Consider the following 23768-nt stretch of genomic DNA (forward strand, 5'->3'; position numbering starts at 1 on the left):
TCAAAATAATGCCGACTTATGGCATAAATGTTTTTTTTATGCTGTGCTAAAATAAACTTTTTTAATTCATGGGATGCTTTTATTTGCCTGATTTCTGCATTATTTGTCAAAATGTAGTTTGCTGTTTAAAATGAAAAATGAAGAAAATCTTGTTTGGCTAAAGGATCTTCAAATCTATACTATTTAACATATTCCACTCAAATCCAAAAAATTAAAATTCAAAATAGCAACCCATAATTAATTGAAAGTAATATTTTTACGAAACAAATACAAAAACCACACACATGCAAGTAGGAATAATAGGACTTGGAAAAATGGGATTCAATCTCGCATTAAATTTAAAGCGTAATCACTATCAGGTTGTAGCACAGGATGTCAACACCGATTTTGTTTCAAAAATAGGGCAGGAGGGAATTGAAACTGCTTACAATGTTGAAGAACTTTGCCAAAAACTAACAGGCAGAAGAGTCATCTGGCTTATGGTTCCGGCTGGCGAAATCGTAGATGCTGTTATTGTTTCCCTACTGCCGTATTTGTCCAAAAGCGATATTATCATTGATGGTGGAAATTCGAATTACAACGATTCAAAACGCCGTTATGCCCAGCTAAAAGAACATGGAATTGATTTTCTTGACTGCGGGACTTCAGGCGGAACTTCGGGGGCTTTAAATGGAGCTTGCACCATGATTGGCGGAGATGCTGATGTATTCGATTATGTTGCCCAGGTTTTCAAAGATATTTCGGTTGAAAACGGATTTCTCTACACCGGAGCTGCCGGAAGCGGGCATTTTACCAAAATGGTCCATAACGGAATCGAATACGGAATGATGCAGTCTATTGCTGAAGGATTTGAAGTTTTTGAGCATTCTGAATTTGATATCGATTTTCAAAAAACCGCCAAACTGTTCAATCACGGTTCTGTGGTACGCAGCTGGCTGATGGAACTCACAGAAAATGCGTTTTCAAAAGATGCGAGACTGGACGGAATAAAAGGAATAATGCATTCTTCGGGCGAAGGAAAATGGACACTCGAAACCGCTTTGGATTTAGGCGTTCCAACTCCGGTAATTGCGCTTTCGATCATGATGCGTTACCGTTCTCAAATGTCGGATACGTTTTCAGGAAAAGTGGTGGCGGCTCTTCGCAACGAGTTTGGAGGGCATGCCGTTGAAAAAAACGAATGATAGTTTGCTTTCAAGGTTATCGTTTGATTTTCTTAGTTTAATTATCATCCTAATTTGAAACTATGTCATTACTGATTCTGATTGCCAGTATTATTTTACTACTAATCCTGATTTCCGGGGTGAAACTCAATGCTTTTATAGCCTTGGTTATTTCCGCATTTTTTGTGGGAATCGCAAAAGAAATGCCTTTTACGGATTTGATTAATTCCATCCAGCAGGGAGTCGGAAGCACGTTGGGTTCTTTGATTTTGATAATTGCTTTTGGTGTTGTATTAGGAAATCTGCTTTCAGACAGTGGGGCTGCTCAGCGAATAAGTGCTGTTATGATTCGCTCTTTTGGGGTCAGACATATCAAATGGGCGATGGTGATTACCGGTTTCTCTGTTGGAATCTCGATGTTTTACAATGCCGGTTTCATCATTTTGATTCCGATGGTTTTTGCTGTTGCGAAAAGTACTAAACAGCCGATTATTTATCTCGGTATTGCGATGGCTTCGGCACTTTCGATCACCCATGGCTTTTTACCTCCGCATCCGGGACCGACAGCCATTGCAGTTATTTTTAAAGCAAATATTGGCAAAACTCTTTTATACGGACTTTTGGTTGCACTGCCTGCGCTTTTTGCTGCCGGAATTGTGTTTCCGGAGTTCATTAAAAAGATCAATGCTTTTCCGCCAAAAGGTTTATTCGAAAGCAAAACGTTCACAGAAGCTGAGATGCCTTCGTTCGGAATTAGTATTGTAACAGCATTGGTTCCGGTGTTTTTAATGGGAATGGCAACCTTCAGCGAGTTGGCTTTGCCGGAAGAGAATGCATTGCGTTCTGTTTTGCTTTTTATAGGAAACCCAACGACTTCGATGCTTATTGCGGTACTTTTTGCGGTATTTTCATTAGGTATTTTTCGCGGAAGAAAAATGCAGGATATCATGGACAAGTCGGGTAGTGCCATGAGTTCAGCCACGATGATCATTTTGATTATTGGAGCAGGAGGCGCTTTTAAACAAGTCCTGATCGACAGCGGAATGGGAACAGATTTGAGTCAGTTTTTCGAAAAGTCATCGCTTTCTCCACTGGTCTTAGGCTGGCTGATTGCAACAATAATCAGGATTGCCTTAGGATCTGCCACGGTTGCCGGGTTAACAGCAGCAGGAATTGTACAGCCTTTGGTAGTCACTTCGGGTGTAAGTCCGGAATTGATGGTGCTTTCCATTGGAGCCGGAAGTTTGATGTGCTCGCATGTCAACGATACCGGATTCTGGATGTTCAAGGAATATTTCGGGATTAGTGTTTCAGATACTTTTAAAACCTGGACCGTAATGGAAACAATTATAGGCGTGATTGGACTAATAGGCGTATTGCTGCTGAATTTATGGATTAAATAAAAGAAATGAAAGCACTTTATATAGGAATCGACATTGGTACCACGGCCACAAAAGCAATCTGTTTTGACGTACACGGAAATGTAATCAGACAGGTTTCAGAATCTTATGAAATGTACCATCCAAAACCGAATTGGAGTGTACAGCATCCACAGGAGATTTTGGAAACGGTTTTAAATTGTATCAGCGAAATTACAAAAGGAATTCAGCCTGAGTTTATCAGTTTCAGTTCGGCGATGCAGAGTATTATTGCAGTTGATGAAACCGGAAAACCCTTGACTGAAGCTATTTTATGGGCAGATAACAGAGCTATTGAAATTGCTGAGGAGTTGAAAAATTCAGAAAGAGGTAAGCGATTTTACCAGAAAACCGGAATTCCAATTCATCCTTTTTCACCCATGACTAAAATAGCCTGGTTGAAGGAATTTGATGCGGAAGTTTTTTCCAAAGCCTATAAATTCATTAGCATTAAAGAATATGTCTGGCATCATCTGACAGGGGAATATTGTACAGATACTTCCATGGCTTCGGGAACCGGATTATTAAATATTCATACTTTACAATGGGATGATGAAGTGCTTGATTTTTTAAACATAAAAACCGAACAATTATCTGCCGTTTGTGAGGTAACGCATCAATGCAAAGGTATCTCAGATGATTTTTTGTATATCATTGGAGGAGGAGACGGCGCTTTGGCCAATTTGGGAACCGGAGCTATGAATAAGAATTGTATGGCGCTAACCATTGGTACAAGCGGAGCAGTGCGGTTGCCAATTGAAAAACCGTATCTGGATGAACTGATGCGTACGCAGTGTTATCATTTGATGGACGATCAATACCTTACTTTAGGTGCAGTAAACAACGGTGCTGTCATTTTGCAATGGCTGAGAGAATCGTTGTTAAAAACTGACCAGTCTTTTGAAGTTCTTTTTGAAAAAGCAGAAAAAATTCCTGCCGGCTCCGGAGGCTTGCTTTTTGTACCGTATTTGTTAGGTGAAAGAGCACCCATCTGGGATGCTTCTGCTCAAGGGGCAATTTTAGGAATGCAGATTACACATACCCAAGCACATTTGGTAAAGGCAACTCTGGAAGGTATTTTGTTTGGATTGTTCCAGATTACAGAAATTCTGCTTCCCGATCACGAAAAAAGAAAGCAAACGAAAGTCATGGCAAGCGGCGGATTCGGAAAGAGCGAACTGTGGCTTCAAATGGTCGCTGATATTTTTCAAATGACAGTTGAAACCTCACAAACTATTGAAGGATCTGCCTGGGGTGCAGTTTTGATAGGTATTAAATCTTTAGGAATTGAGATAAGTAACGAAAACAAAATAGGAAAAACTTTTTTCCCTAATACTGCAAATAAAAAGGTGTATGAAGAGTCTTTTAGTAAATTTAAGAGGGTTTATTCTTTATTGAAGGATTTGTAGTTTCTATTTTAGGTTGTTTGTCATGCTGACGAAGGAAGCATGTCCACAAGAAACTCAGATTTAGATTGTGGAGTTAATAACCCGAGATCACCCTCTGTCTGGATTGACAAATAAAAAGCAGAAGATTTTTAGAGAAAAATAATCTTCTAAGTTTAATAAGTATCAATCACAGTTACCAATAAATCAGAATCTACCAGATTAGATGGAGAAACTGCTTCTTCGTCCAGTGGAATATTATCGCCATATCTTTCTTTCAATATTTTTTGAACTCTTTGATCGGTAAGATTAAAGTCTTTCAAATGCTGGAGTTTCGATAATTCAATGTTAGCCCCGTTTTTATAGATTTTCCAGATTAATTCTGAACAGTAAACTCGGGTATCGGTCCATTCAAAAAAAGCATCATACTCTTTACCCATGAATTGCTGGCTGTAATCTTTCATTTTCTGAAGCGTATTTTCATTCAATACCTCAGAAGCATTTTTCAATCTTTTTACAACATAACTTTTATCTCTCCCATGCGCAATCCAATCATTCAAAGCAGTGAGTTTTACAGGCTGAACGGCTTCAAAAACAAATAGGTCTCCATTAATTTTATAAATGATCCCGCAATGCGAAAACTTAGAATTGGTTGCAATTCGTACCGCCTCACACTGAGGAGATTCCGAAGTTTGAAAGATAATGTCACCATCCAGAAATTTTTCCGTCAAAACTGTTTTTCCTTTTGCTGAGGATGCCACAAACGGATTCTGATTCTTTGGAAAAACCTGCATCGTTACATACAGGGCACAACAAAAACTAAGCACAAAGGTAATTCCGGGTATGAGGTATTTTGTCTTTTTCATCTTCAATTTTAAAGCCTTAAAAGTATTATTTATTTTTTATAGACTAAAATCTGTTGGATGCAATTATTAAAGAGTAAGTTCGAATGTTTTTTATGTAGAAAAGCACATTTCCTATCGAAAGTTACCCGAACTGAAGAAAAATAAGATTTTATAACACAAAGAAGCCAACCTTTTTGGGTTGGCTTTTAAATTTCAGGAATTTTCTGCTTAGTAACTTTTATGCCTTAGTAGGCTGTACTTTTTCTGTTTTTTCTTCTTCTTCTTCCTCATCTTTCCCAGGAATAATACCGTAAATGATAAGTCCAATCACTAAAAGCAAAATTACTTTGCCACCATACCTCGTGTAAAGTCCTAATTGCAGGAGACTTTCTTTATCTAGTTTATTCTCTTTTATAATTTCGGCAAGCTCTTGATCTGTAAGTTCATAGTATTCATCAGAATCTTTTTTGGATAATACTAATTTTGGTTCTTTTGTAACCCACGCCGGAATTATCCAGGCTATATTATATTCCTGATGTAGGGTTGCTAAATCAAGATATTCTTTTGAGCCTTCGGAAACAGCATATTTGTCTGTATTGGGTAAATCTGCTACGATTTCAATTTTATCAACTTTACCAAACGGAATCCTCACTTTTGCAGATACCATAATCGAAGCGCAGAACGTAAACATTGTAATTAAGAATGCTTTCTTTGTCATATTTGTCATTTTTTGTGTTCTTAAATATTTTAAAAATTTATATTAAGATTTGTTTTACAAATATAAAATTAAAAATGTTTAAGATTTGTCATCATATTTAGTGATTTTTTACAATCAGTTTTTAAAAAATATAATGATTAAAAATGAATTCAGTTGAAAATGAATACAATAAAAAGTTGCTGTAAAAATATAAGTTCTACACCGTTTTAAATCAATGAAATAAAGATTGAAACCTCTTACAGGAATATTTGATTTTATATTACTGCATACTCTGTCCAAAAGTAAGCAGGTTATTGTCAGGATCAAGCAATGCAAACTCTTTTTGTCCCCATGGCTTAATTTGTAAATGCCCGTTTGGATGAATATCTGTTTTATTGTCTAAAAGGGATTGATAAAACGTATCAATGTCATCAGTTCTGATATAAACCTGCCCATAATTCTCTTTTGGGTCAAGTTCGCGAAACTCAAAAAAATGTATTTGAATGTGATCCTTTTGCAGCATTAGATAATGATCAAAATCAGTATTTCCAAATTCCTGAAACCCCAGCTTATTGATGTAATATTCCCTGGTGGCACTTTTATCACGCATGGGTAATTTTGGACTAATATCTGTAAGCATAGCTAATTATTTTTTATTTGTTTAATAATTTATTTTTGCCAACTGGGCCATTGCTTTACCTGAAATGTACCGACACCTTTAATTTTTGGCGAAATTGCACTAAAAGTAAAATTGTCCTCCGGCAGTAAAAAGTCGAAAATCCAGGCCTATTGTGCTCCATACGTTAGTAAAATACAGCTCAAATCAAATTTTACTCTTTTTTCCATGTATAGAAATTAATCTGTTCCTTGCCCGAAGCGCTTAGTATTGAAGTTATTTTATTCTGTTACTTTTAGGGTATAAGCGAACTTTGGCGTCTGCGCTGAAGAGTTGGTAAAAATTCAAAAGGTTCTATATAATAAGGATTTTTGTAGATTTTTCCATTCATAATAACATGCGAATGGGTAGCGAGTACATCTGTAAGTACGCGACCACTAAAGCGATTAATATCATACATGCATATTAACGAGCAGGAATGCTTTGGAACTAATAAGTTTAACCTTGCTTCATATTCAATCAGTTCATCTGTTCCTTGCACATTCTTTAATGCCCATTCCATTTCGCCACATGCCCTTACATGATGATATCCTTCATTATTTGCTTCGATCAATGCATCTTCAAGAAGCTGTAACATTTTTTCAGCTTCAAAAAAACCGCCTTTAAGATAGGTGTCCTCTGAAGCCAGAACATTTAACTGTTTTGTTCTTGATTTTTCCTCAACCGGAATTCCTGAATCCGATAAACGTTTACAATGTTCATGATGGCAAGAACTTTCAAGGATATTGATAACTTTATCGTTTTTATCTAATCCTTCCTGTATGTACGGCAAGATTACATTATATCGTTCTTCATGTGAATCAAAGAATGCACAAATGTGGATTGGTGTCTCAAGAGTTTCGCCACACAAATTATGAATTTGTTGTTGTTTTTTCATTTCATAAATTTATTGAAATAAATGGATTCTAACTAATCATAAACTATGTTTCTTCTCTTGTTACGAAATGTTTTTTTAATGTTTGGATATATTTTAATAATTTGTTGATTTGTAGACTTAATATGGTGTTTTCAGAATTTATGTTTGTGATAAATGTATTTCTAAAGCTGTCTCATTTTCTGAAACATTTCTTCATACTTTTCTTTAAACATTCCTTCTGCTTTTTCAGGAAACGCGAATCCGTCAGGACCAACATAAATCTGAATGGTATTTTTATCCTCATTGACTTTTCTTATAGTATGGTATTTAATCAGCCAGGCATCGTAATGCTCAATCAGTTTTGATGCTTCTCCCAAGAGTTCCGGAGGCAAATGATGTCCGTTTTCTAAAAGGAAGTCACGAATTTTTTTATTGGAAACATACATTATTTCATCTTCAAAGTTCGAGTCATATTTTTTTAGCTTCGAATAAGTATTTTCAAATGCAAGTCTGGTTCTGTTTAAATGTGTGTAAACTTGACCCAGTAATTCTGTAGTTTGTTTTCTCCATTCAAAGTCGGTATTGTGTATCTGTGCAATTCTATTAAATTCATGCCTAATCACAGCATTGTTTCTTTCTGTTTTTTTATGAAAATAATAGACAATAGCACTGGTTAAAAGTGTTGTTACTATTGAGCTTCCAAATATTGTTTTTACTAAGTCTTCCATTGTTATACCTAATTTTATTATCGTACATTCAAGCAACTTCTCATAATAAAGCATATATAAAAGCATGCTCAAAAAAGAAACTAAGTTATGAAATAGAAGTGTTAATTTTCAGATATACAGTGATTTAGCGTCAGACATTTTTCATCGAAGCCTCAATTCTGTCAATTTGGTTTAAATGCCTGATCATATGATTGACGTAAAACTGAAAAGTATCACCCAGTTTTAATTTAATCAATCTTGAAATTGAAATTTGAATTTTTACCTTGTTCAGACTCACTTTTCCGGATTGGTTAAGTAAGTCTAATAATTTAATTTGCTGATTAATGAATTTGCTGATAACTGCTTTATCAAGGTTGGTATTTAAAGGATTTTTGTCTTTAAATGTTTTCATTTTATTCAGCTTTTCTTTTGGAAGCATTGTTTTCGCAAAATAATTTCCTAATAGTCCGCTTTTAAACTCAAAATCGGCTTTAGTGTCTGAATTTTGTATTTTATTTTCTATTTGCGGAAGATAAAAGTCTCCATATAGATTCAAATGTTCGAGGCATTCCAAAATGTTCCAGGATGTTTCATTTTCTCTCCAAGTCAGTATTGGCAAATCATACGTTTTTAGCTTTTCAGTCTGATTTATAATTTGCTTTGTCTGCTCTGAAAGCGTTTGAATTAAGATTTTTGATTGCATAATTTTAAATTTTACTGCAAAATTCAGGAAAGCATTTTTTATAAACCTTGATTAAAATCAATACTTTTTTAATCTTGATAGAGTTTCTGGACTCATCCGTAAATAATTGGCAATATGCCGGTTTGGAATTTGCTGAAAAAGCTGTGGACTCCTTTTTAAAACCCTTTCGTATCTTTCTTTAGCTGAGCTTGTCAGGATGTCAATTTCACGTTCCATTTGTTGAATTACAAGGTTTTCTAAAATTTTTGTCCACAAATTTCGGTTAGCTTCAGTTTGTAAAAATTTTTCAATTTGGGGTTTGGTGATTACTCTTAAAACTGTTTTTTTAATGGCCTGAATAAACAAATCGGATGGTTTTTCTGTTAAAAAAGAATCCAGTGAAACAATTAGATTCTCTTTATAACCAAACCGAAGCGTCTGTTCTTCATCATTATCTAAAACAAAAATCCTCAAACTTCCGCTCTCTACATAATATAGATTGGTATCAATACTGCCTTTTACTTTCAGAAATTCGTTTCTGTCGATAGTGATGGTTTGGCTAGAGAGTTCAACAATTTCTGTCATTGTCTGGTAGGTCTGTGATTTACAATTTTTGCAAAAATATTTTGATGCTTAGGTTACGCTGTAATAGCAATATCATACTCCATTCTTTTTGCTGTGGCTTCGGCAATTTCAAGTCCGTGTAGCTTTTTAATAATATGAAAAGACATATTGATGCCAGATGAAATTCCTCCTGAAGTGATGATTTTATCTTCATCAACAAACTTCGTATCTTTGACTATACTAACATTAGGATATTCTTTTTCCAGTCTTGGAATGTCCATCCAGTGCGTGGTAGCTTTTTTGTGGTCAAGTAATCCAGACTCGGCTAGGAGAAAAGCGCCGGTACAGACAGAAGCCAGAATTTGAACTTTCTGATTCTGAGTTTTAATCCAGTCAATAACTTTTTTGTTTTTAATTTCAATTTCTTCCGCACCATATCCTCCTGGTATAATCAAAATATCCAAATCAGGAGTCTGATCAAAACTTGCATCAGGCAGTATTTTTAATCCGTTTCTCGCAGCAGTCATTTCTCCGTTTTCACTTATTATGATGACTTTAAATAATTTTTCATTTCCTTTTTCGGCTATTGAAAAAACTTCAAATGGACCTGCAAAGTCAAGTACTTCAACTTCATTAAAAATAAATATTCCGACGGTTGATGGATTTGGCATACTTTTTTTTATTATTTTTAAGACAGGTATTTTGGTTATTATTTTGAGGCTTTACAAAGCCTGAATAAAGTGGCGCAGTATCAAAAAAATATAAATTTTTTCTAAAGATAGTCAAAATTACAAATGCTGATTATATTTTAATTCATACAGTTACTTCTTGTACTGATAATCAAAAAAGCCAGAGAATTATTTTTCTCTGGCTTTTTTTTGTAAACATTTTTTCTACTGTTGCAATAATTCAACTTCTGTGTGAAGTACGCAGACCAAATTATCATTTTCTCTAGTCCAGGTAGAAGTACAGGCGCATTTCATAGGCTCTTTTTGATTATCGCCTGCTATTCCTAATTCTATTTGGTATGCAATTACGGCGGCATCTTCACCAATTAACTGCGTTTGGACATCAGAGAAATTTAATACTTTTATTTTATCGCCATTACCTGACTCAAACATTTTTTTAAAAGTATCTTCATCAATACTCTGTACACCATCTTTACCGGCTACTATACACGGAAAATGAGTAAGACTCTTTACAGTTTCATAATCGTGATTTTCCATTCCCTGCCAATACTTTTTTTCTAATTCTATTATTTGCGTTTTCATATCTCATTCATTTTTGATTAAACAGTTTTACAAAGTTCAGGTAATAATAAGGAGATAAGTTCAACTTTAACATAGATTTAGTTGATGATTGTGAGTGTAATTATTTGAAAATGAGAATATTTTGAAGAAGTGGGAGGTCATTCCACAAGTTTTGCCAGTTTTTCGAGTGACGATTTTGTCCCTTCTTCATTATCCTTAGGATCAATCCCTTTGGGAATATTTTTGAATGTAAAGGTTACCGAAGTACCAGTTTCTAGTTTTTCTAAATCAATTTGCATAAGCATTTCTCCAGCAAAGTCTTTATCATTAGTTTCAAATGTTACGCTTTCTACAATTTTTTTGTTGTTTATGATCTCCAGAAACTTCGAAGTAAATCTGTCTTCGTTGCTTTCTGTTTTTCCTACACCTTCGTTTGCAGGATAATAAAGTGACATCGAATAGCCTCCGCCAACCCTGAAGTCAAAGAAGTGAATTTTTCCTGTCATTTCTCCGGGAACCTGCCATTTTACTATAAAATCAGGGTTTGATAATGCGTGAAAAACTTTCGATAAATCAGCTTTAATAATTCTGGTATTTAAAGTTTCCTGTTTCATGGCTAAAAGTTTTAAATTAAATGCAGGATATTTTACAGTCAGGACTTTTAGTTTTTTCTTCCTGAAACAACTGTTGCTTTGTAGTGTCTCATTTCCTGAATATTTTCAAAATATGGTTTTATTTTGGTAAAAAATAAAGGAAAAAGTTCACTTTTTCTAAATCCCTGAAGATGTTCATCAGTTGATGTCCATTCAATTCTTAAAATAAACTGTCCCGCTTCTTCTTCACATTCTGTAAGTTCGTATGCAAGACAAAAATCAGAAGCATCTAATTCTTTCGAAGCGTCTTTGTAATCATCAATAAATTCTTGTCTTTTTTCTTCTTTAACTTTGTATCGAATATATTCAATTATCATAATTCATAAATTTAATTTATATATGGTCCTCCTGTTTCACCCCAGCCCCATTTAGGCATAGGTTCGTTTGAATCTGTAGGATTTTCTGATAACTGTGAATTTATAACAGCAAGACGTGTGCCCCATTCAATATAACCAACGAAAGCTGAACGGAATTCAGGGTCACTTTTTAAACCAATTTCATCTGAAGTTTGCAAAAGTAAATGAACCCAGCGCTGCCTCATTTCTTCTGTCAGCATTTTACCAATATGTTTCCCAATCATTTTCGCATGGCTGCCATTGTCATTGGAAGTATATAATTTTTCACCGCCAAAAACCTCTGCAACAAAATGTGCGACATGTTCAACGTGATCAGGCGACATATTTTTGAAGACTTCGCCCAATATTTCGTCGTTCAGTACTTTTTCGTAAAATTTAGAAAATAAAGTTTCAAAAGTATCCATATCGCCAGCCCATTCATACAAAGTTGGTATATTTTTCATTCTTTAATATATATTGTAATGATTGACTAAATAATTAAAAAAAAAAAACAGAAATGAAAATCATTTGATTTTCAGTATTTTATTTTAATCTCAAAAATATAAAAATTTAATTACAAATAAAATATGGATTAAAAGGATATGGATCAGGCTAGCGTACTGATTTAATAATTTACATAACATTTTTTGCCGAATCTTTAATTTTCAATCCAACTATAGAATTTGGTGTTATTCCAACCGTAAATAGAAATACTGACACCAGCATTTTTTTCAATATTTGTAGCAGAGTAATTATTTAACATACTCGCCAGTTTGTTGAATTCCTTAACATCTTTATATTTAAAAAATTTGGAAGGATGATTGACCCAATTTCCGTTAGTAGTTTCAGGGTAAGGTATTCTTCCTTCGCCTTCGAACGCAAATTCTGTAAAATCTGGATTTTGCTTTATCAGCCCATAAAAATCATTATAAATTTGCGTATTATTTTTATTCGTTCCGCACACGTAGGCAAATGAATTTGCAGGAATTCTAAAAGTTTTGCTATATAAGGATGTTGTGAAGTGCTTTTCAATGAGTTTGATAGCTATTTTTTGGTCATTAATGTCTATAGAATACTGATCAATTTTATCCCCGTTTATAAACGTAATTTTCTCTGTGTTTTCCGGTAAGTCTATGTAGGAGATTGCTGGCCCGATTGCAGTAAAACAGCCTCCGGGTTCTGCTATTTTGTCAAATCTCACAATTAGTTCGTTTCCTTTTGAAAACTGGGTAGTGCTTATACCATAATTAATACACGGAAATTCCTCTTCAGTAATTAGTTTTAATTTTAAAACAGGCGATTGTAATTCATTTGTACCCGGATATACTTCCTCAGGCATAAAATTTATAGCTGAGACAATAGAATTTTTAGTAATATATTCAGGATAGTCAGAGCTATTGACCTTGTTGTCATCTGAACTGCAGGCATTCATCATAAATCCAGTCAGGATTAGGAGTATTGTTTTTTTCATAATAAGTTGTTTACCTATATAGATGACTTATTTACAAAAGGTTGCGTGAAATGGTTAAGGTGTGATGTATAAAATTGAATATAGTTTTTTGTAGCTATTGTTTTTATAATTTGTACATGATATATTACTGGAACGTCAGGCAAGTTCTTCCTCAACAATTACAGTTTCTTGCCCGTTTTCATTTATTAGTCTGATTTCGATGAAATCAAGCCATTTCGTACTAAAAGATCAGCAGAAACTATTTCTCCGGATACTAATTCTACTTCGCCGTTTTCGTTTAGAAATTCTTCTAATTCTTCGTCGTAATCGATATTGAAATAAATTGATACAATGACTTCAAAAGTATCAGAACCAAAATTATCAGCAAACATTTTGGTTAAAGGCCTGTTAGTAATCTGTTCATCCGTAAATGTGTCGCATAACATAGAATTGTAGCCGTGCTTTGCCCCGTCAAATAGTAAAATTTCTTCACCGGTTTCTACATCAACTGCAAAAATTAAAGATGGCGCAAAATCTGTCCAGACGATGTAATTGTAGTCTTCAAGCATATCACCGTAATATTTGATCTTAAATTTTCTGTTATTTGCTGAAGATTTGATTTGGCCACGCCATTCAATATCTTTAATTTCTTTAAAATATTTTTCATTGTCATATACAACGAAATTCTCAAAATAAGTTGGTGGTAAATAATTTGATTTCATAACTCTTTTTGTTGTAAGTTTCTTAAAAATAACGATCTGCACTATTTTTATCATTGTGCAGATTTGCAAATATGAGGTATATTTTTTATTAAAAACTAAAAAAATGATACTTATAAATAGTGATTTTTTGTAATCCAGATTGTGATTATTCGAATTTAATCAGCACCGAAAGATCAGCATCTTTTTTAGAAGCAGGAAAGGAGCCTCTTAATGACCTTTAGTCCCGCTGTCCTTCCAATCTTTTATTTTTTAAAGAAAAAATAAAAGGATTTTCCCTCCCATCGGGGCTACATTAGAAATTTAGATTTTTTTATCACGTCTTTTGTGTTACTTATTATTCCTGAAGGGTAAAGCTCTGTGTGATAAAATAGTAAAGAAATTAAATCCGATCTTACATAATTTTAATTTATTTTTTAATAATTAATTGTAATTCAATTAATTAACTTTTATTAAACAAAGGTTTAACATCATGTCTTTTCCCTTGCTGTATGAAATAAGTAATTTTAAAATAAATCAAATTAATAACGTTTAATATTTAAAATTATGAAAAAGAATATAGCAATATTAGCCACAAACGGTTTTGAAGAATCAGAATTAGCATCGCCTAAGGCCTATCTGGAAGAGCAGGGGTGGAATGCAGATATCATCAGTTTGAAACCAGGAACAATCAAATCCTGGAAAGACGGTAATTGGGGCAACGAATACAATGTTGATGTAGTACTAGATGAGGCAAATGAAGCAGATTACGACGCTTTGGTTCTGCCTGGAGGAGTAATAAATCCGGATTTGTTGAGAAGAGAAGAAGCTGCAGTAAATTTTGTACGTTCTTTTTTTGAAAATAAAAAACCAATAGCGGCTATTTGTCATGGTCCACAGATTCTGGTAGATGCGGATGTTTTAGAAGGCCGAAAAGTAACTTCGTTTTTCTCTGTTAAAAACGATTTAAAAAATGCCGGGGCACAATGGGAAGACTCAGAAGTAGTCGTAGACAATGGATTGGTTACAAGCCGAAACCCTAATGATCTGCCTGCCTTTAATAAAAAAATGGTAGAAGAAATTAAAGAAGGAAAACACGAACGTCAGACAGTGTAAAGCTATTTTAATTAGATTTACCAAATATAATAATAAATGCAAGGCCAGAATTGGTCTTGCATTTTTTTTTGTAATTACAAGTTCAAATATACTTTGTGATCGGGTTTAGGAATTCTATCTTTCAGGATTTTATATGGAAAATCACTTAAAATTTTAAATAAGCAAGTGGAGTAAACATTAAAAATACTCATTTATAATGATGTAGGAAAAATGTGAAAATTTTAATTTCGTCTTACATATTTCTAAAATTATTTAAATTATGAAACGATTAGTATTATTATTTATATTTTTTGTAAGTGCCGCTCGAGGGTTAGCACAGGATTTTTTAATAGAAAATGCGCAATATACCATTACAAGTGAAACAACTGTAACTTTTTCAAAGATGAATGGTTTTCCCAGAGAGTTTGTTATGCCTTCAACTGTTACATACAACGCAAAACAATACACTGTCACAGCGATTGGAGACAGTGCATTTGAGAATTCTGCCCTTTTAAAAAGTATATCGATTCCTAATACCATCACTACAATTGGAGTTAAGGCTTTTAATGCCTGTAGGGATTTAACTGAAATAATTATTCCGAACTCGGTTGTTACTATTGGTGAATCAGCTTTTGAAACTTGTTCAAGTTTAGTTTCAGTGACAATTCCGAGTTCTGTAACTTCCATTGGAAAAAGGTTTTTAATGGCTTGTTATCAATTAAAATCAGTAGAATTCTTAAATTCTATGGCTGCAATACCTGAGATGTCTTTTCTTCACTGTTCAAACTTAGAGTCCGTAGTATTTCCTAAATCTCTTACTACTATTGAGGCTTATGCTTTTAATGCTACAAAGTTAGCGAAAATTGATTTTCCTAAGTCAATTTCAACAATAGGTGAAAAGGCGTTTGGATCTTGTTTTGCATTAAAAAGTGTCACTATACCCTCTTCTCTCACTTCCTTTTCAAATGATATTTTTAGCAATAGCAGCTTAACATTAGTTGTGTGTGATTCTCCGGTTCCGTTACCTATCACATCAAACTTTTTTAATGGCGTTTCACTATACTTTTGTACATTACAAGTTCCTGCATCGAGTGTAGCAGCTTATCAGGCACATGAGGAATGGGGTAAATTTAAATCTATAGTAGCAAAAGGAACGTTAGCACAAACAGATTTTAGTTCTCAAAAAGAAGTCGTGGTGTATCCTAATCCTTTCTCGGATGTAATTACATTGGAGCTGAAGGAAAAAAATACTGTACAAATAGAAATGATCGACTGCACTGGAAAAGTTCTTTTGAGTCAGACTTTAAATCCAGAGGGAAGAATTGAAACACATCATCTAACCTCCGGCTTATATTTTCTAAAAGTATCGTCTGAAAATGGCTCTACAATCAAAAAAATGATTAAACAATAATTTTTTAGATTGCAAAAGTTGTGATATTAATTGAAAAGAGCTGTCTCAAATTAACAGCCCAAAAAATTATACTTTTTAATTTGATTGTAAGTTCATGAAAATATTCTGTCTTTGAATTACTTATGCCTGAATGGAATAAATTTTTTTATGAATTAAAAAAACATAATGATTTAGAATTCTGTAAATGATAATAAAAAAAATACTCCAAGGTAAAGATTTAGACAAAATTGGTTTAGAAAAACATGACATTGCTTTCTTAGTTGAGAATGGACTTACTGTTGGAAGTTTCGGACATATTGATATCATTTCGGAATTTGAATTTCTTCAAAATGCAATTATATTAGGGTATGACAGCAACATTCCAATATGTTGCGATGGGGAGTATAAAGGAGTGTTTGCAATGGAACCGCAGTTTAAAAGATTTGTAAATTCTTCAGTTGAAACATTTCAGAGGACTATATTAAGATATTCAAAATATTGTACTGATATTCAGGGGGCAGTTGATGAAGATCTTGCCATCATCATGGTGAATGAAGCAATAATTGATTTTAAAAATATCGATCCTGATGTCTGGTCAAAAAAGGAAAACTATTGGCCAATAATAGCACAGCAAATGCTTGACGGAAATTTGTAAATCCATATTCAGGAAATTAATAAAGCCTGCTCTTAAAAGTATTTTTGCAAGTTTCCCCACGCTCCCGCACGAATCCTTTCGTGTGGCTTTTGAGTTTCATTATTTTTAGAAGCAGAAAATGGGTACTCATAATAGCTTTTAGTCCCGCTGTCCTTCCAATCTTTTATTTTTTAAAGAAAAAAATAAAAGGATTTTCCCTCCCATCGGGGCTAGATAAGAAATTTAGTTTTTTTTATCGCCTTTATGCTATTGATAAATCAGGACATTTAGGTCTGATGGATGATACAGTTTAGAATGTTTTTTAGATATAAGAAATTTTGATTTATAAGCCCACAGGAAAGGGTTCGTGCGGGAGCGGGGAACGCTCACGTTAGTAGTGAGAACTTAACTTTTTAATTTGAAGCTTTTTAAAGCGTTAGTGATTGTATTCTTAAACTCAGTTATGTAATAATCAGAAACTTTAGAATTTATTAGTTTTTTACTGTCTAAGTCATAAACAGGATTTTCAAATTTTTCCAGTTGAAGCGTATTAAGATTTACTTTATTATTTGTAGGAGGGATTATTAATTCTTTAGTTAAGTTATTGAAATGATAAATTCTAAAATTTGAAAAGAAAAATGCTTTATTTGCACTATATGAATTTATTGTAAAAATTGAAAAATTATGCTCAGTATAGAAAAATAAATCTGTTGCATAAAAAGGATCGTAATGGGTTAGCTTTCTAAAGATTATTAAATCTTGTATAGAATTATTTGTGCAAAAATTTGAAAGTGTATCTATAATACTTTTATCAATTCTTCTTAAATCATTTAATTTTTCAATATTAGCAAAATCATATTCTAAAAATTTATGATTAATCTGTTCTGCAGTTAAAAGTTTTTCGGTTAAATCCTTTATATTAAAATCTAAGGAGTATTCTATATTAGCTTTTATCTTACTTAATTTGTCAGAATTAAAATATCCCATGCTTTCATTGATGTTGCTGATGATTCCAACTTGGCAATAAAAAAATTGAGAGCATAAAATTAATATTGCGGATAAATGTAATTTACTATTCATTTTAATTTCTTTACTTGTTTATAATTGTGCAGAACAATTCTGTGTTATCGTTACTTACTATCTGCGTGATTGGTTTTTTGGTTTTCATTTATCGAATTCACGAGAGGAACGCTTACGCTAGCGAGGAAAAGGATTTGTGTGGGAGTGGGGTAGGTTTCGTTTCTTTATGTTAATTTACTCCTTTTTATGTCTTCAATTATCTCGTCAGTAATCGAAGTTAATTTTCCTTCAATCTCTTTTGATAGCTTATCCAGGTCGTTAAAGGTTGGTTTCTCTATTAGCACAGTTTCCAGAATTGAATATTGAGGTCGGGTCGTTTTGTCTTCATTCCACTTAGTCGATTTAAAGTATTCCCAATATTTTTCTTGAATAGGAATTGTCTGTCCGAGCAGCCAAATTTCAAACTGCATTTTTGAATGGTTCAACACAAGTCCCATTTTCAGTTTTCTTTTTTTTAGGAAGTCGTTTGAGTAGTAGAAATATGTATAGTCCATATACCCCTGAAAAAGACTTCCGAATGAATAGTGTCCTGAAAGGTTTTTTGACAAAGTTGTCCCAAGTCTTGTTACATACTTAACAAGGCCAACATAAGCTTCCTGAATATCACCCTTTTTAAGCTGTTCTTTATAAATATCAACGTAGTAATTAAAATCTTTCATTTTAAGTTTTTTATAAATATAACGTTTTTGCGATTATTGCTGTTTAAGAAATTTTTGTAAAAAGTCGGGAGACTTTTGAGAGGTTTAGAGTTTATAAGTGGGTTAAAAAAATTGCGCAAAGTCATAGACATTTGCGCAGCTTTTCATGAGAACACTTCGGAGAGCGGGGGCGGGGTTTTAAAATTGGCTGTAATTTATTTTACAAAGCGGTAAGATTTTTGTCGCAGTATGAAATGTTATTCTGTAAGTTTTTAGATTTTATCATTTCATCAATCTTCACATAAAACTGTTCGATTAGCTCCGCAATTAAGTCATTCTTTATTTTCTCAATGCTTGTATTTGCTTTACTTTCAATTTTATAATCTACATAGCCATATAATGAAAGTAAGGTATTCGGAAAATCAAAATATGTATGTACTTTGTCTTTTTTGTTAAGAGTTAATATATCTCTTGCCCTAGCTCCTTTTAGTTTTAAATTTATTTCAGTTAGTTCGTATTTTTTGTGAATTAAATCTGCTTTAACTCTATCGACATTTTCAGAAGTTAGTTCGTCAAAATGAGACGGGCGATAAATACACAATTTCGGATTTTTTGTGCCATTTTCTTTTAATTGCGTAATAACTGGAGCAATAAAATTGTTTATATATCCTACTGCAAGTGCATAGGCTGGGGAATACTCTGCATCTTTAAGCAAATTTCTTAAAATTTGATTTATTACAACTAGTAATCCTGTTGTTACTGCAAATAAAGCTTCTAAATCAATTATAAATTCTATTTCAAGATTTTCTTCTATAATTGATTCAAAAAGCCATAATAATACAATAAGAATTGATACGGTGTTTAAGATATAACTACTCCATTTTATTATCCAAATGTTTGTAGAAATCCATTTTGTTAATTTTGTCATTTTTAGCTGTATCATATTTATTTAACCAATTAGTAAATTTTGATTTGATAAATCAGCTAAAATTGAATCAATTTCTTGACGCAAAAACTCTAATTCTTCAAGTTTTTTATTACAGTTAACTTCAAAAATACTTTCTGTACCATCTACTGACATTATTTTATCTCTATATGCTTTATCATTTAGAATATGTGTAATTTCATCGTTTAGAACCGAAACTAAATCCAAATAATGCTCATATTGATATCTATTTACATTGACGTTGTAACATATTGCATTAATATGAAAACTTCTTATGCTTCCCTTATTATCTATGTTTTCACAATCGTATTTCACATTTTTTAGAAATCGAATCATGTTTTTTAGACGTCCACTAGTAAGTATACTTCTTTCATTAATTCTTTGGATACTCCAAAAAGGATAATCAACTTCTCCTATGCTATCAGTTTTTTTATTGTAAATCTGTATACCTCTTCTGTAGTCTCGATTAGTTTTCATGTAATCAATCCCCTTGTAATAAGTAGCAGTTACCACATCTACATCTCGTTTAGGAGAAGAGACTTTCACATAAATGCAATTATCCTTAGTAATGTCTACTTCTTTATAAGTTGAGGTAAGAATTTCTTCTGATTTTTTTCTTAATAGACCTAAATCTGATAATTGATTTCCTTCATATGCACGAAAATCATCAGAGTGTTTTTTTAGATTTGTTATTTCTACACTAGTTAATTGGGAAGGATTTTCTAAAGCTTTTTTTAATCTATGATGATCAATTTTACTTGATTTATTAGTTATTTGGACTAAATCAACATCATTATCTTTTAGAATATGAGTGTTAGTCATTACTGAACCTTGTCGTTCAAAATGAACTTCTTTCCCATGACTTTTTTTAAGATGAGCTTCTATTTGGTCAGCAGCCAATTTACTATTTTTTGTGTATTCAGGAGCAACGCCTTGCATTGCTTGTTTTACATATTTTGTCACATCAGAATAATCTATACTTAGAGCTTTGAAAAGTTTAGATCCCAATTTATTTTCAGAAAACATAACTTTTCTGGGATAAAAATCAGGATTGCTTCTTAAATTTATTCTATTTATTAATTCAGCATAATCTTTTGCCATTTTTCTTTTTTTTGGTTAGTTAAACTTAATTTTTGAGTTGATTGGCACAAATAAAAAATTATATATACTCCTTTGGTACTAGGATTTATTTTTTAAGTTGCTTTTTTACTTGTACATAATTGATTACTTACTTTAATTTTAAATGAAGGAGGCATTAACCTTCTTCATTGATTTTGTTGGTGTTATTTTTCTTTGGTAACGCCTTTAAAAGGAGTAGGACTTGAGGTTTTTACATCCATAAACTGCCCTGTTTCAGAGTCTCTTTTAGTCCACAATCCGGTTTTGGGATTTAAAACTTGAGTTCTATCTTTTACAGCTCCTTTTCTTGAATTGTCTTTAGGTGGATTTGTTGCCATCTTTTTTCAATTTACAGTTAAACAATATTCCTTTAACTTCACGACATAAAGAATTTGACGGTTGATATAGTATATTAATGTTGCTAATCATACTTAATTTTCAAGGTTTAAAAGTGTTTTTTATCGGCTTAATTCGTGTGTTTGTCGATAATTTATATGTTTCGATATCATTATTGTGTTAAAATTTGTTGATATTTGAGATAATGTCGTACAAATGTATAAAAAATGTTTTATTTTAAAAAATATTTTTTGTTATTTTTCACGTATATCTCTCATGTTTTTATATTTTTGTACTATAAACATATATTTATATATAAAAAATGCTCGTAAAATTCTCTGTATGTAATTTTTTGTCTTTTAAAGAAAATACATCAATAAACTTATCTGCTACCTCATTAACAGAGTATAGAAATGATAATATTTTTCAGTCTCCCATAAATGATTTAAGTCTTTTAAAAAGCTTAGTTGTTTATGGTGCAAATTCCAGTGGAAAAAGTAATCTATTTAGAGCTATCTCTTTTATGAAGTGGCTTATTTTGACCTCATCAAAAGACTCGACATCTGGAGATGAGATTACGGTAGAAAGATTTAAATTATCTACTGAAACAATTGATAAACCAAGTTTTTTTGAAATAGAATTTATAGTCGATAATAAAAAATATAGATATGGTTTTGAAGTAGATACTCAAAAAGTTCATTCAGAATATTTATATTATCAAAGTAAGACTAAAGAATATGTATTGTTTAAAAGGACACTACAAGAAATCGAACTTGGTAAAAAGTTTGATATTGAGACTCAAAAATTATTTACAATTACAAGGGAAAACGCACTTTTTTTATCTGTCTGTGCACAATTCAATGATACTTTATCAACTATGTTGACTAAAGAAATAAGGGATATTACTTTTATTTCTGGAGTTAATGATTTTAGTTCTCGGGAATATACTGGAAAGATGCTTAATGATAGTAAGTTTAATCTTATGATGAATAATCTTTTACGAAGTGCAAAGCTTGGATTTAACGAAGTAAAAGTTGAAAAAGTCTCAAATCAAGACTTACTGAGTAAATCAGAATTACCAAAGGATTTTGTTAAAATGTTATTGAAGAAAAGTCCCGAAAACAATATTGTAAGTACAAAACATTATGTCTACAATGAGAATAAAGATATTGAAGGTGTAGAGTTTTTTGATTTAAATTCTGAAGAATCTTTGGGTACTAGGAAATTTTTTGCTTTATCAGGTCCAATAATTGAAGCTTTAACTAAAGGTACAGTGCTAATCATTGATGAATTTGATTCTAGACTTCATCCAGAATTATGTAAAGCCATAATTAAACTTTTTAATTCTTTAGAGAATAATCCTTATAATGCTCAATTAATTATAGCATCACATAATTCCACTTTTATAAATTCAACAAATAAACTTTTTAGAAGAGATCAAGTTATCATCGCTGGTAAAGATAAGTATGGAATAACAAGATTAGAAAGTTTATTTGAAAAGAAAATAAGAAAAGATGCTTCCTTTGAAAAAGATTATCTATCTGGTAAATATGATGGTATCTCAATTGATTTAAAGGTAAGCAATCAATTAGATTTGAATTTAGAAGAATAAAACTAATTTCTTATATTCAATATGTTTTTAGCCTTGATAGAAGTGAAAATCCTTTTGTGCCGGCGTTCGGCACAAAAGATTACTTCACTTGAATTCATTTTAATCGGAGTTCAGTGAACTTCGTTTGTAACGAATAGCAGGAACAAGCTCCAAACAAAAAAATGCTGCAAAACCCTAAAGTTTCACAGCATTTTCAAACAAATCAATAATTAAGCGTACAGCTTATTCCTTTATAACATCACCTTCTTTAGTTTCTTCACTGGCGATTTTTACCAGTTTATCTTTTGGGTTCAGGTCTCCGAATATTTCAATTTTATCGTCGATTTCCCTTCCTTTTTTGACATCTACTCTTGTGGCTTTGTGATTGACCACTTTGATGACAAACATACCTTCGGCAGCATTTACCAAAGCCGATTTTGGTACTACAAACGTGCTGTCTTTGGCGTTAAGTGGTAGTAAAACTTCGGCAACCATTCCGGGTAATAAGTTTCCTTTGGTGTTGTGAACGTCCATTTCTACACGCTCAGAACGTAATTTTAAATCCAAAGCGCCTGACATTCGGGTAATCGTGGCTTTAAAAGTATCCGGCAATGATTTTACATTAAAACTCATTTCGTCGCCGTTGTGTAAATATCCGGTGTACAATTCCGGGACCGAAACCGCCAGACGCAGTTTGTTTTGCTGCTGAATCGTCAATAATGGGGAACTTGAGGAAGGACCAACAAAAGTTCCTAAATTCACGTTTCTTGCTGCCACAACACCATCAAAAGGAGCACGGATTTCCAGATAACCTCTCATGATTTTTACTTCTTTATGAGCAGCAATCGCTGCCTGATATTGGGCGTAGTCAGAGTTTTTCTTTCCGCTTGCCATTTCAAGGTCGTTTTTAGAAATCGTTCCTTCGACCTTGCTTGTTTCGTACAAGCGGTTGTAGGTGCTTTTGCTGGTGGCGTAAATGGCTTCCATTGACTTCAGTCTTGATTCGGCAGCAGCCAGCTGTGAACTGATTTCAGGTGCTTCCAGAACAATCAAAAGCTGTCCTTTGGTTACTTTCGAACCAATATCAACTTTTAATGTTTTCACGAAACTGCTCACTTTGGCATACAAATCGACTTGCTGGAAACCGGTCAGTTCGGCCGGTAAACGCAATTCGGTGGTCAGTTTTTCTTTGGCTAACAGAAACGTTTCTGTTTTCGGTTCTATTTCTGCCGTAACTGTTTCTTCTTTTTTAGAATTACAGCTGTTCAGGAAAAATAGTGCTGCAAAAAACAGCGCGATTGGTTGTAGTATTTTAGTTTTCATTTTATGATTTTATATAAAATATGATATAATGTATTATTTAAGTCTAAAGTTTGAAAGTCCTAAAGTCAAAAGAAAAAATGTCGTGAATAACTATTGAGAATAAGTGTTTTATATCTTTTTAAATATGACATTATGCTATGTTGGTTACTTAAATAGGCGGAAAGATAAAAGTGGGTCGATTACTTGCAGCACCAATTGGCTTTCGACTTTGGACTTTGAACTACCAACTTTATTACT

At 32.8% G+C, this 23768-nt stretch carries 27 protein-coding genes; 7 read left to right on the top strand and 20 right to left on the bottom strand.

All coding sequences use genetic code 11. From position 1 onward, the window contains the following. Positions 1–284: 284 nt before the first annotated feature. From gnd to GXM16_RS14330, 3 genes are all read left to right on the top strand, one after another. Complete coding sequence (gene gnd / locus GXM16_RS14320) at positions 285–1184, top strand: phosphogluconate dehydrogenase (NAD(+)-dependent, decarboxylating) (RefSeq protein ID WP_163395168.1); 900 nt, start codon at positions 285–287, stop codon at positions 1182–1184. Between the two features lie 62 nt (positions 1185–1246). Further along, the gene (locus tag GXM16_RS14325; RefSeq protein WP_163395169.1) at positions 1247–2566 is read left to right on the top strand and encodes a gluconate:H+ symporter; all 1320 of its coding nucleotides are present in this window, start codon (positions 1247–1249) and stop codon (positions 2564–2566) included. A gap of 5 nt (positions 2567–2571) precedes the next feature. After that, the gene (locus GXM16_RS14330) at positions 2572–3990 is read left to right on the top strand and encodes a gluconokinase (RefSeq protein ID WP_163395170.1); all 1419 of its coding nucleotides are present in this window, start codon (positions 2572–2574) and stop codon (positions 3988–3990) included. Between the two features lie 152 nt (positions 3991–4142). Here the strand turns inward: GXM16_RS14330 and GXM16_RS14335 are convergent, their stop codons facing one another. From GXM16_RS14335 to GXM16_RS14400, 14 genes are all read right to left on the bottom strand, one after another. Then, entirely contained in the window at positions 4143–4832 is a 690-nt protein-coding gene (locus GXM16_RS14335; RefSeq protein WP_163395171.1) for a YiiX family permuted papain-like enzyme, read from the bottom strand. Between the two features lie 217 nt (positions 4833–5049). Continuing rightward, positions 5050–5529, bottom strand: a complete 480-nt coding sequence (locus GXM16_RS14340) for a hypothetical protein (RefSeq protein ID WP_163395172.1) — start codon at positions 5527–5529, stop codon at positions 5050–5052. Between the two features lie 259 nt (positions 5530–5788). Beyond that, positions 5789–6148 carry a bleomycin resistance protein gene (locus GXM16_RS14345; RefSeq protein WP_163395173.1) on the bottom strand — a complete coding sequence of 120 codons (360 nt, stop codon included), beginning with the start codon at positions 6146–6148 and terminating at the stop codon, positions 5789–5791. A gap of 271 nt (positions 6149–6419) precedes the next feature. Then, on the bottom strand, positions 6420–7034 hold the full coding sequence (locus GXM16_RS14350) for an MEDS domain-containing protein (RefSeq protein ID WP_244307521.1): 615 nt from the start codon (positions 7032–7034) through the stop codon (positions 6420–6422). 188 nt (positions 7035–7222) lie between these two features. Continuing rightward, positions 7223–7768: a hypothetical protein gene (locus tag GXM16_RS14355; RefSeq protein WP_163395175.1), complete on the bottom strand. Its 546-nt coding sequence runs from the start codon at positions 7766–7768 to the stop codon at positions 7223–7225. A 130-nt stretch (positions 7769–7898) separates the two neighbouring features. Then, a complete protein-coding gene (locus tag GXM16_RS14360) occupies positions 7899–8450 on the bottom strand; it encodes a DinB family protein (protein ID WP_163395176.1) in 552 nt (183 codons plus the stop codon). Between the two features lie 57 nt (positions 8451–8507). Then, on the bottom strand, positions 8508–9014 hold the full coding sequence (locus GXM16_RS14365) for a Crp/Fnr family transcriptional regulator (RefSeq protein ID WP_163395177.1): 507 nt from the start codon (positions 9012–9014) through the stop codon (positions 8508–8510). A gap of 53 nt (positions 9015–9067) precedes the next feature. Then, complete coding sequence (locus GXM16_RS14370; RefSeq protein WP_163395178.1) at positions 9068–9664, bottom strand: DJ-1/PfpI family protein; 597 nt, start codon at positions 9662–9664, stop codon at positions 9068–9070. A gap of 222 nt (positions 9665–9886) precedes the next feature. Beyond that, positions 9887–10264, bottom strand: a complete 378-nt coding sequence (locus GXM16_RS14375; protein ID WP_163395179.1) for a nuclear transport factor 2 family protein — start codon at positions 10262–10264, stop codon at positions 9887–9889. A gap of 137 nt (positions 10265–10401) precedes the next feature. After that, positions 10402–10857, bottom strand: coding sequence for an SRPBCC domain-containing protein (locus GXM16_RS14380; RefSeq protein ID WP_163395180.1), 456 nt, complete (start codon positions 10855–10857; stop codon positions 10402–10404). A 47-nt stretch (positions 10858–10904) separates the two neighbouring features. After that, on the bottom strand, positions 10905–11213 hold the full coding sequence (locus GXM16_RS14385; protein ID WP_163395181.1) for a putative quinol monooxygenase: 309 nt from the start codon (positions 11211–11213) through the stop codon (positions 10905–10907). 11 nt (positions 11214–11224) lie between these two features. Further along, entirely contained in the window at positions 11225–11695 is a 471-nt protein-coding gene (locus GXM16_RS14390; protein WP_163395182.1) for a group II truncated hemoglobin, read from the bottom strand. Between the two features lie 194 nt (positions 11696–11889). Further along, complete coding sequence (locus GXM16_RS14395; RefSeq protein ID WP_163395183.1) at positions 11890–12702, bottom strand: hypothetical protein; 813 nt, start codon at positions 12700–12702, stop codon at positions 11890–11892. 185 nt (positions 12703–12887) lie between these two features. Then, a complete protein-coding gene (locus tag GXM16_RS14400; protein WP_208797384.1) occupies positions 12888–13403 on the bottom strand; it encodes a hypothetical protein in 516 nt (171 codons plus the stop codon). Positions 13404–13946: 543 nt separating this feature from the next. Here GXM16_RS14400 and GXM16_RS14405 point away from each other — a divergent pair. The 3 genes from GXM16_RS14405 to GXM16_RS14415 all read left to right on the top strand — a co-directional run bounded on the left by GXM16_RS14405 (position 13947) and on the right by GXM16_RS14415 (position 16519). Then, the gene (locus GXM16_RS14405) at positions 13947–14495 is read left to right on the top strand and encodes a type 1 glutamine amidotransferase domain-containing protein (RefSeq protein ID WP_163395184.1); all 549 of its coding nucleotides are present in this window, start codon (positions 13947–13949) and stop codon (positions 14493–14495) included. A gap of 259 nt (positions 14496–14754) precedes the next feature. Then, the gene (locus tag GXM16_RS14410) at positions 14755–15885 is read left to right on the top strand and encodes a leucine-rich repeat domain-containing protein (RefSeq protein WP_163395185.1); all 1131 of its coding nucleotides are present in this window, start codon (positions 14755–14757) and stop codon (positions 15883–15885) included. Positions 15886–16069: 184 nt separating this feature from the next. Next, entirely contained in the window at positions 16070–16519 is a 450-nt protein-coding gene (locus GXM16_RS14415; protein ID WP_163395186.1) for a hypothetical protein, read from the top strand. A 384-nt stretch (positions 16520–16903) separates the two neighbouring features. On the opposite strand, the gene GXM16_RS14420 is transcribed toward GXM16_RS14415, so the two are convergent. The 5 genes from GXM16_RS14420 to GXM16_RS22680 all read right to left on the bottom strand — a co-directional run bounded on the left by GXM16_RS14420 (position 16904) and on the right by GXM16_RS22680 (position 20619). Further along, positions 16904–17578, bottom strand: a complete 675-nt coding sequence (locus GXM16_RS14420; RefSeq protein ID WP_163395187.1) for a hypothetical protein — start codon at positions 17576–17578, stop codon at positions 16904–16906. Positions 17579–17742: 164 nt separating this feature from the next. Beyond that, positions 17743–18237 (bottom strand): DUF7000 family protein, encoded by a 495-nt coding sequence (locus GXM16_RS14425; RefSeq protein ID WP_163395188.1) that lies wholly within the window; start codon positions 18235–18237, stop codon positions 17743–17745. A 199-nt stretch (positions 18238–18436) separates the two neighbouring features. Then, positions 18437–19144: an STING domain-containing protein gene (locus tag GXM16_RS14430; protein ID WP_163395189.1), complete on the bottom strand. Its 708-nt coding sequence runs from the start codon at positions 19142–19144 to the stop codon at positions 18437–18439. Positions 19145–19165: 21 nt separating this feature from the next. Further along, the gene (locus tag GXM16_RS14435) at positions 19166–20263 is read right to left on the bottom strand and encodes a nucleotidyltransferase-like protein (protein ID WP_163395190.1); all 1098 of its coding nucleotides are present in this window, start codon (positions 20261–20263) and stop codon (positions 19166–19168) included. A 182-nt stretch (positions 20264–20445) separates the two neighbouring features. Next, the gene (locus tag GXM16_RS22680; protein ID WP_167519871.1) at positions 20446–20619 is read right to left on the bottom strand and encodes a hypothetical protein; all 174 of its coding nucleotides are present in this window, start codon (positions 20617–20619) and stop codon (positions 20446–20448) included. 320 nt (positions 20620–20939) lie between these two features. Here GXM16_RS22680 and GXM16_RS14440 point away from each other — a divergent pair, with 320 nt between their 5' ends. Next, entirely contained in the window at positions 20940–22229 is a 1290-nt protein-coding gene (locus GXM16_RS14440; RefSeq protein WP_163395191.1) for an AAA family ATPase, read from the top strand. 222 nt (positions 22230–22451) lie between these two features. On the opposite strand, the gene GXM16_RS14445 is transcribed toward GXM16_RS14440, so the two are convergent. Continuing rightward, positions 22452–23531, bottom strand: coding sequence for an efflux RND transporter periplasmic adaptor subunit (locus tag GXM16_RS14445; RefSeq protein ID WP_163395192.1), 1080 nt, complete (start codon positions 23529–23531; stop codon positions 22452–22454). Positions 23532–23768: the final 237 nt, after the last annotated feature.

The organism is Flavobacterium limi, assembly GCF_010645075.1.
GTDB lineage: Bacteria > Bacteroidota > Bacteroidia > Flavobacteriales > Flavobacteriaceae > Flavobacterium > Flavobacterium limi.

Bases quoted from the DNA above. Each gene is read 5' to 3' on its own strand.
- gnd (WP_163395168.1), top strand. From the start codon at position 285: ATGCAAGTAGGAATAATAGGACTTGGAAAAATGGGATTCAATCTCGCA.
- GXM16_RS14425 (WP_163395188.1), bottom strand. From the start codon at position 18,237: ATGAAAGATTTTAATTACTACGTTGATATTTATAAAGAACAGCTTAAA.
- GXM16_RS14340 (WP_163395172.1), bottom strand. From the start codon at position 5,529: ATGACAAAGAAAGCATTCTTAATTACAATGTTTACGTTCTGCGCTTCG.
- GXM16_RS22680 (WP_167519871.1), bottom strand. From the start codon at position 20,619: ATGGCAACAAATCCACCTAAAGACAATTCAAGAAAAGGAGCTGTAAAA.
- GXM16_RS14345 (WP_163395173.1), bottom strand. From the start codon at position 6,148: ATGCTTACAGATATTAGTCCAAAATTACCCATGCGTGATAAAAGTGCC.
- GXM16_RS14415 (WP_163395186.1), top strand. From the start codon at position 16,070: ATGATAATAAAAAAAATACTCCAAGGTAAAGATTTAGACAAAATTGGT.
- GXM16_RS14435 (WP_163395190.1), bottom strand. From the start codon at position 20,263: ATGGCAAAAGATTATGCTGAATTAATAAATAGAATAAATTTAAGAAGC.
- GXM16_RS14420 (WP_163395187.1), bottom strand. From the start codon at position 17,578: ATGAATAGTAAATTACATTTATCCGCAATATTAATTTTATGCTCTCAA.
- GXM16_RS14390 (WP_163395182.1), bottom strand. From the start codon at position 11,695: ATGAAAAATATACCAACTTTGTATGAATGGGCTGGCGATATGGATACT.
- GXM16_RS14335 (WP_163395171.1), bottom strand. From the start codon at position 4,832: ATGAAAAAGACAAAATACCTCATACCCGGAATTACCTTTGTGCTTAGT.
- GXM16_RS14325 (WP_163395169.1), top strand. From the start codon at position 1,247: ATGTCATTACTGATTCTGATTGCCAGTATTATTTTACTACTAATCCTG.
- GXM16_RS14365 (WP_163395177.1), bottom strand. From the start codon at position 9,014: ATGACAGAAATTGTTGAACTCTCTAGCCAAACCATCACTATCGACAGA.
- GXM16_RS14385 (WP_163395181.1), bottom strand. From the start codon at position 11,213: ATGATAATTGAATATATTCGATACAAAGTTAAAGAAGAAAAAAGACAA.
- GXM16_RS14330 (WP_163395170.1), top strand. From the start codon at position 2,572: ATGAAAGCACTTTATATAGGAATCGACATTGGTACCACGGCCACAAAA.
- GXM16_RS14405 (WP_163395184.1), top strand. From the start codon at position 13,947: ATGAAAAAGAATATAGCAATATTAGCCACAAACGGTTTTGAAGAATCA.
- GXM16_RS14380 (WP_163395180.1), bottom strand. From the start codon at position 10,857: ATGAAACAGGAAACTTTAAATACCAGAATTATTAAAGCTGATTTATCG.
- GXM16_RS14400 (WP_208797384.1), bottom strand. From the start codon at position 13,403: ATGAAATCAAATTATTTACCACCAACTTATTTTGAGAATTTCGTTGTA.
- GXM16_RS14440 (WP_163395191.1), top strand. From the start codon at position 20,940: ATGCTCGTAAAATTCTCTGTATGTAATTTTTTGTCTTTTAAAGAAAAT.
- GXM16_RS14445 (WP_163395192.1), bottom strand. From the start codon at position 23,531: ATGAAAACTAAAATACTACAACCAATCGCGCTGTTTTTTGCAGCACTA.
- GXM16_RS14395 (WP_163395183.1), bottom strand. From the start codon at position 12,702: ATGAAAAAAACAATACTCCTAATCCTGACTGGATTTATGATGAATGCC.
- GXM16_RS14375 (WP_163395179.1), bottom strand. From the start codon at position 10,264: ATGAAAACGCAAATAATAGAATTAGAAAAAAAGTATTGGCAGGGAATG.
- GXM16_RS14360 (WP_163395176.1), bottom strand. From the start codon at position 8,450: ATGCAATCAAAAATCTTAATTCAAACGCTTTCAGAGCAGACAAAGCAA.
- GXM16_RS14370 (WP_163395178.1), bottom strand. From the start codon at position 9,664: ATGCCAAATCCATCAACCGTCGGAATATTTATTTTTAATGAAGTTGAA.
- GXM16_RS14430 (WP_163395189.1), bottom strand. From the start codon at position 19,144: ATGACAAAATTAACAAAATGGATTTCTACAAACATTTGGATAATAAAA.
- GXM16_RS14410 (WP_163395185.1), top strand. From the start codon at position 14,755: ATGAAACGATTAGTATTATTATTTATATTTTTTGTAAGTGCCGCTCGA.
- GXM16_RS14355 (WP_163395175.1), bottom strand. From the start codon at position 7,768: ATGGAAGACTTAGTAAAAACAATATTTGGAAGCTCAATAGTAACAACA.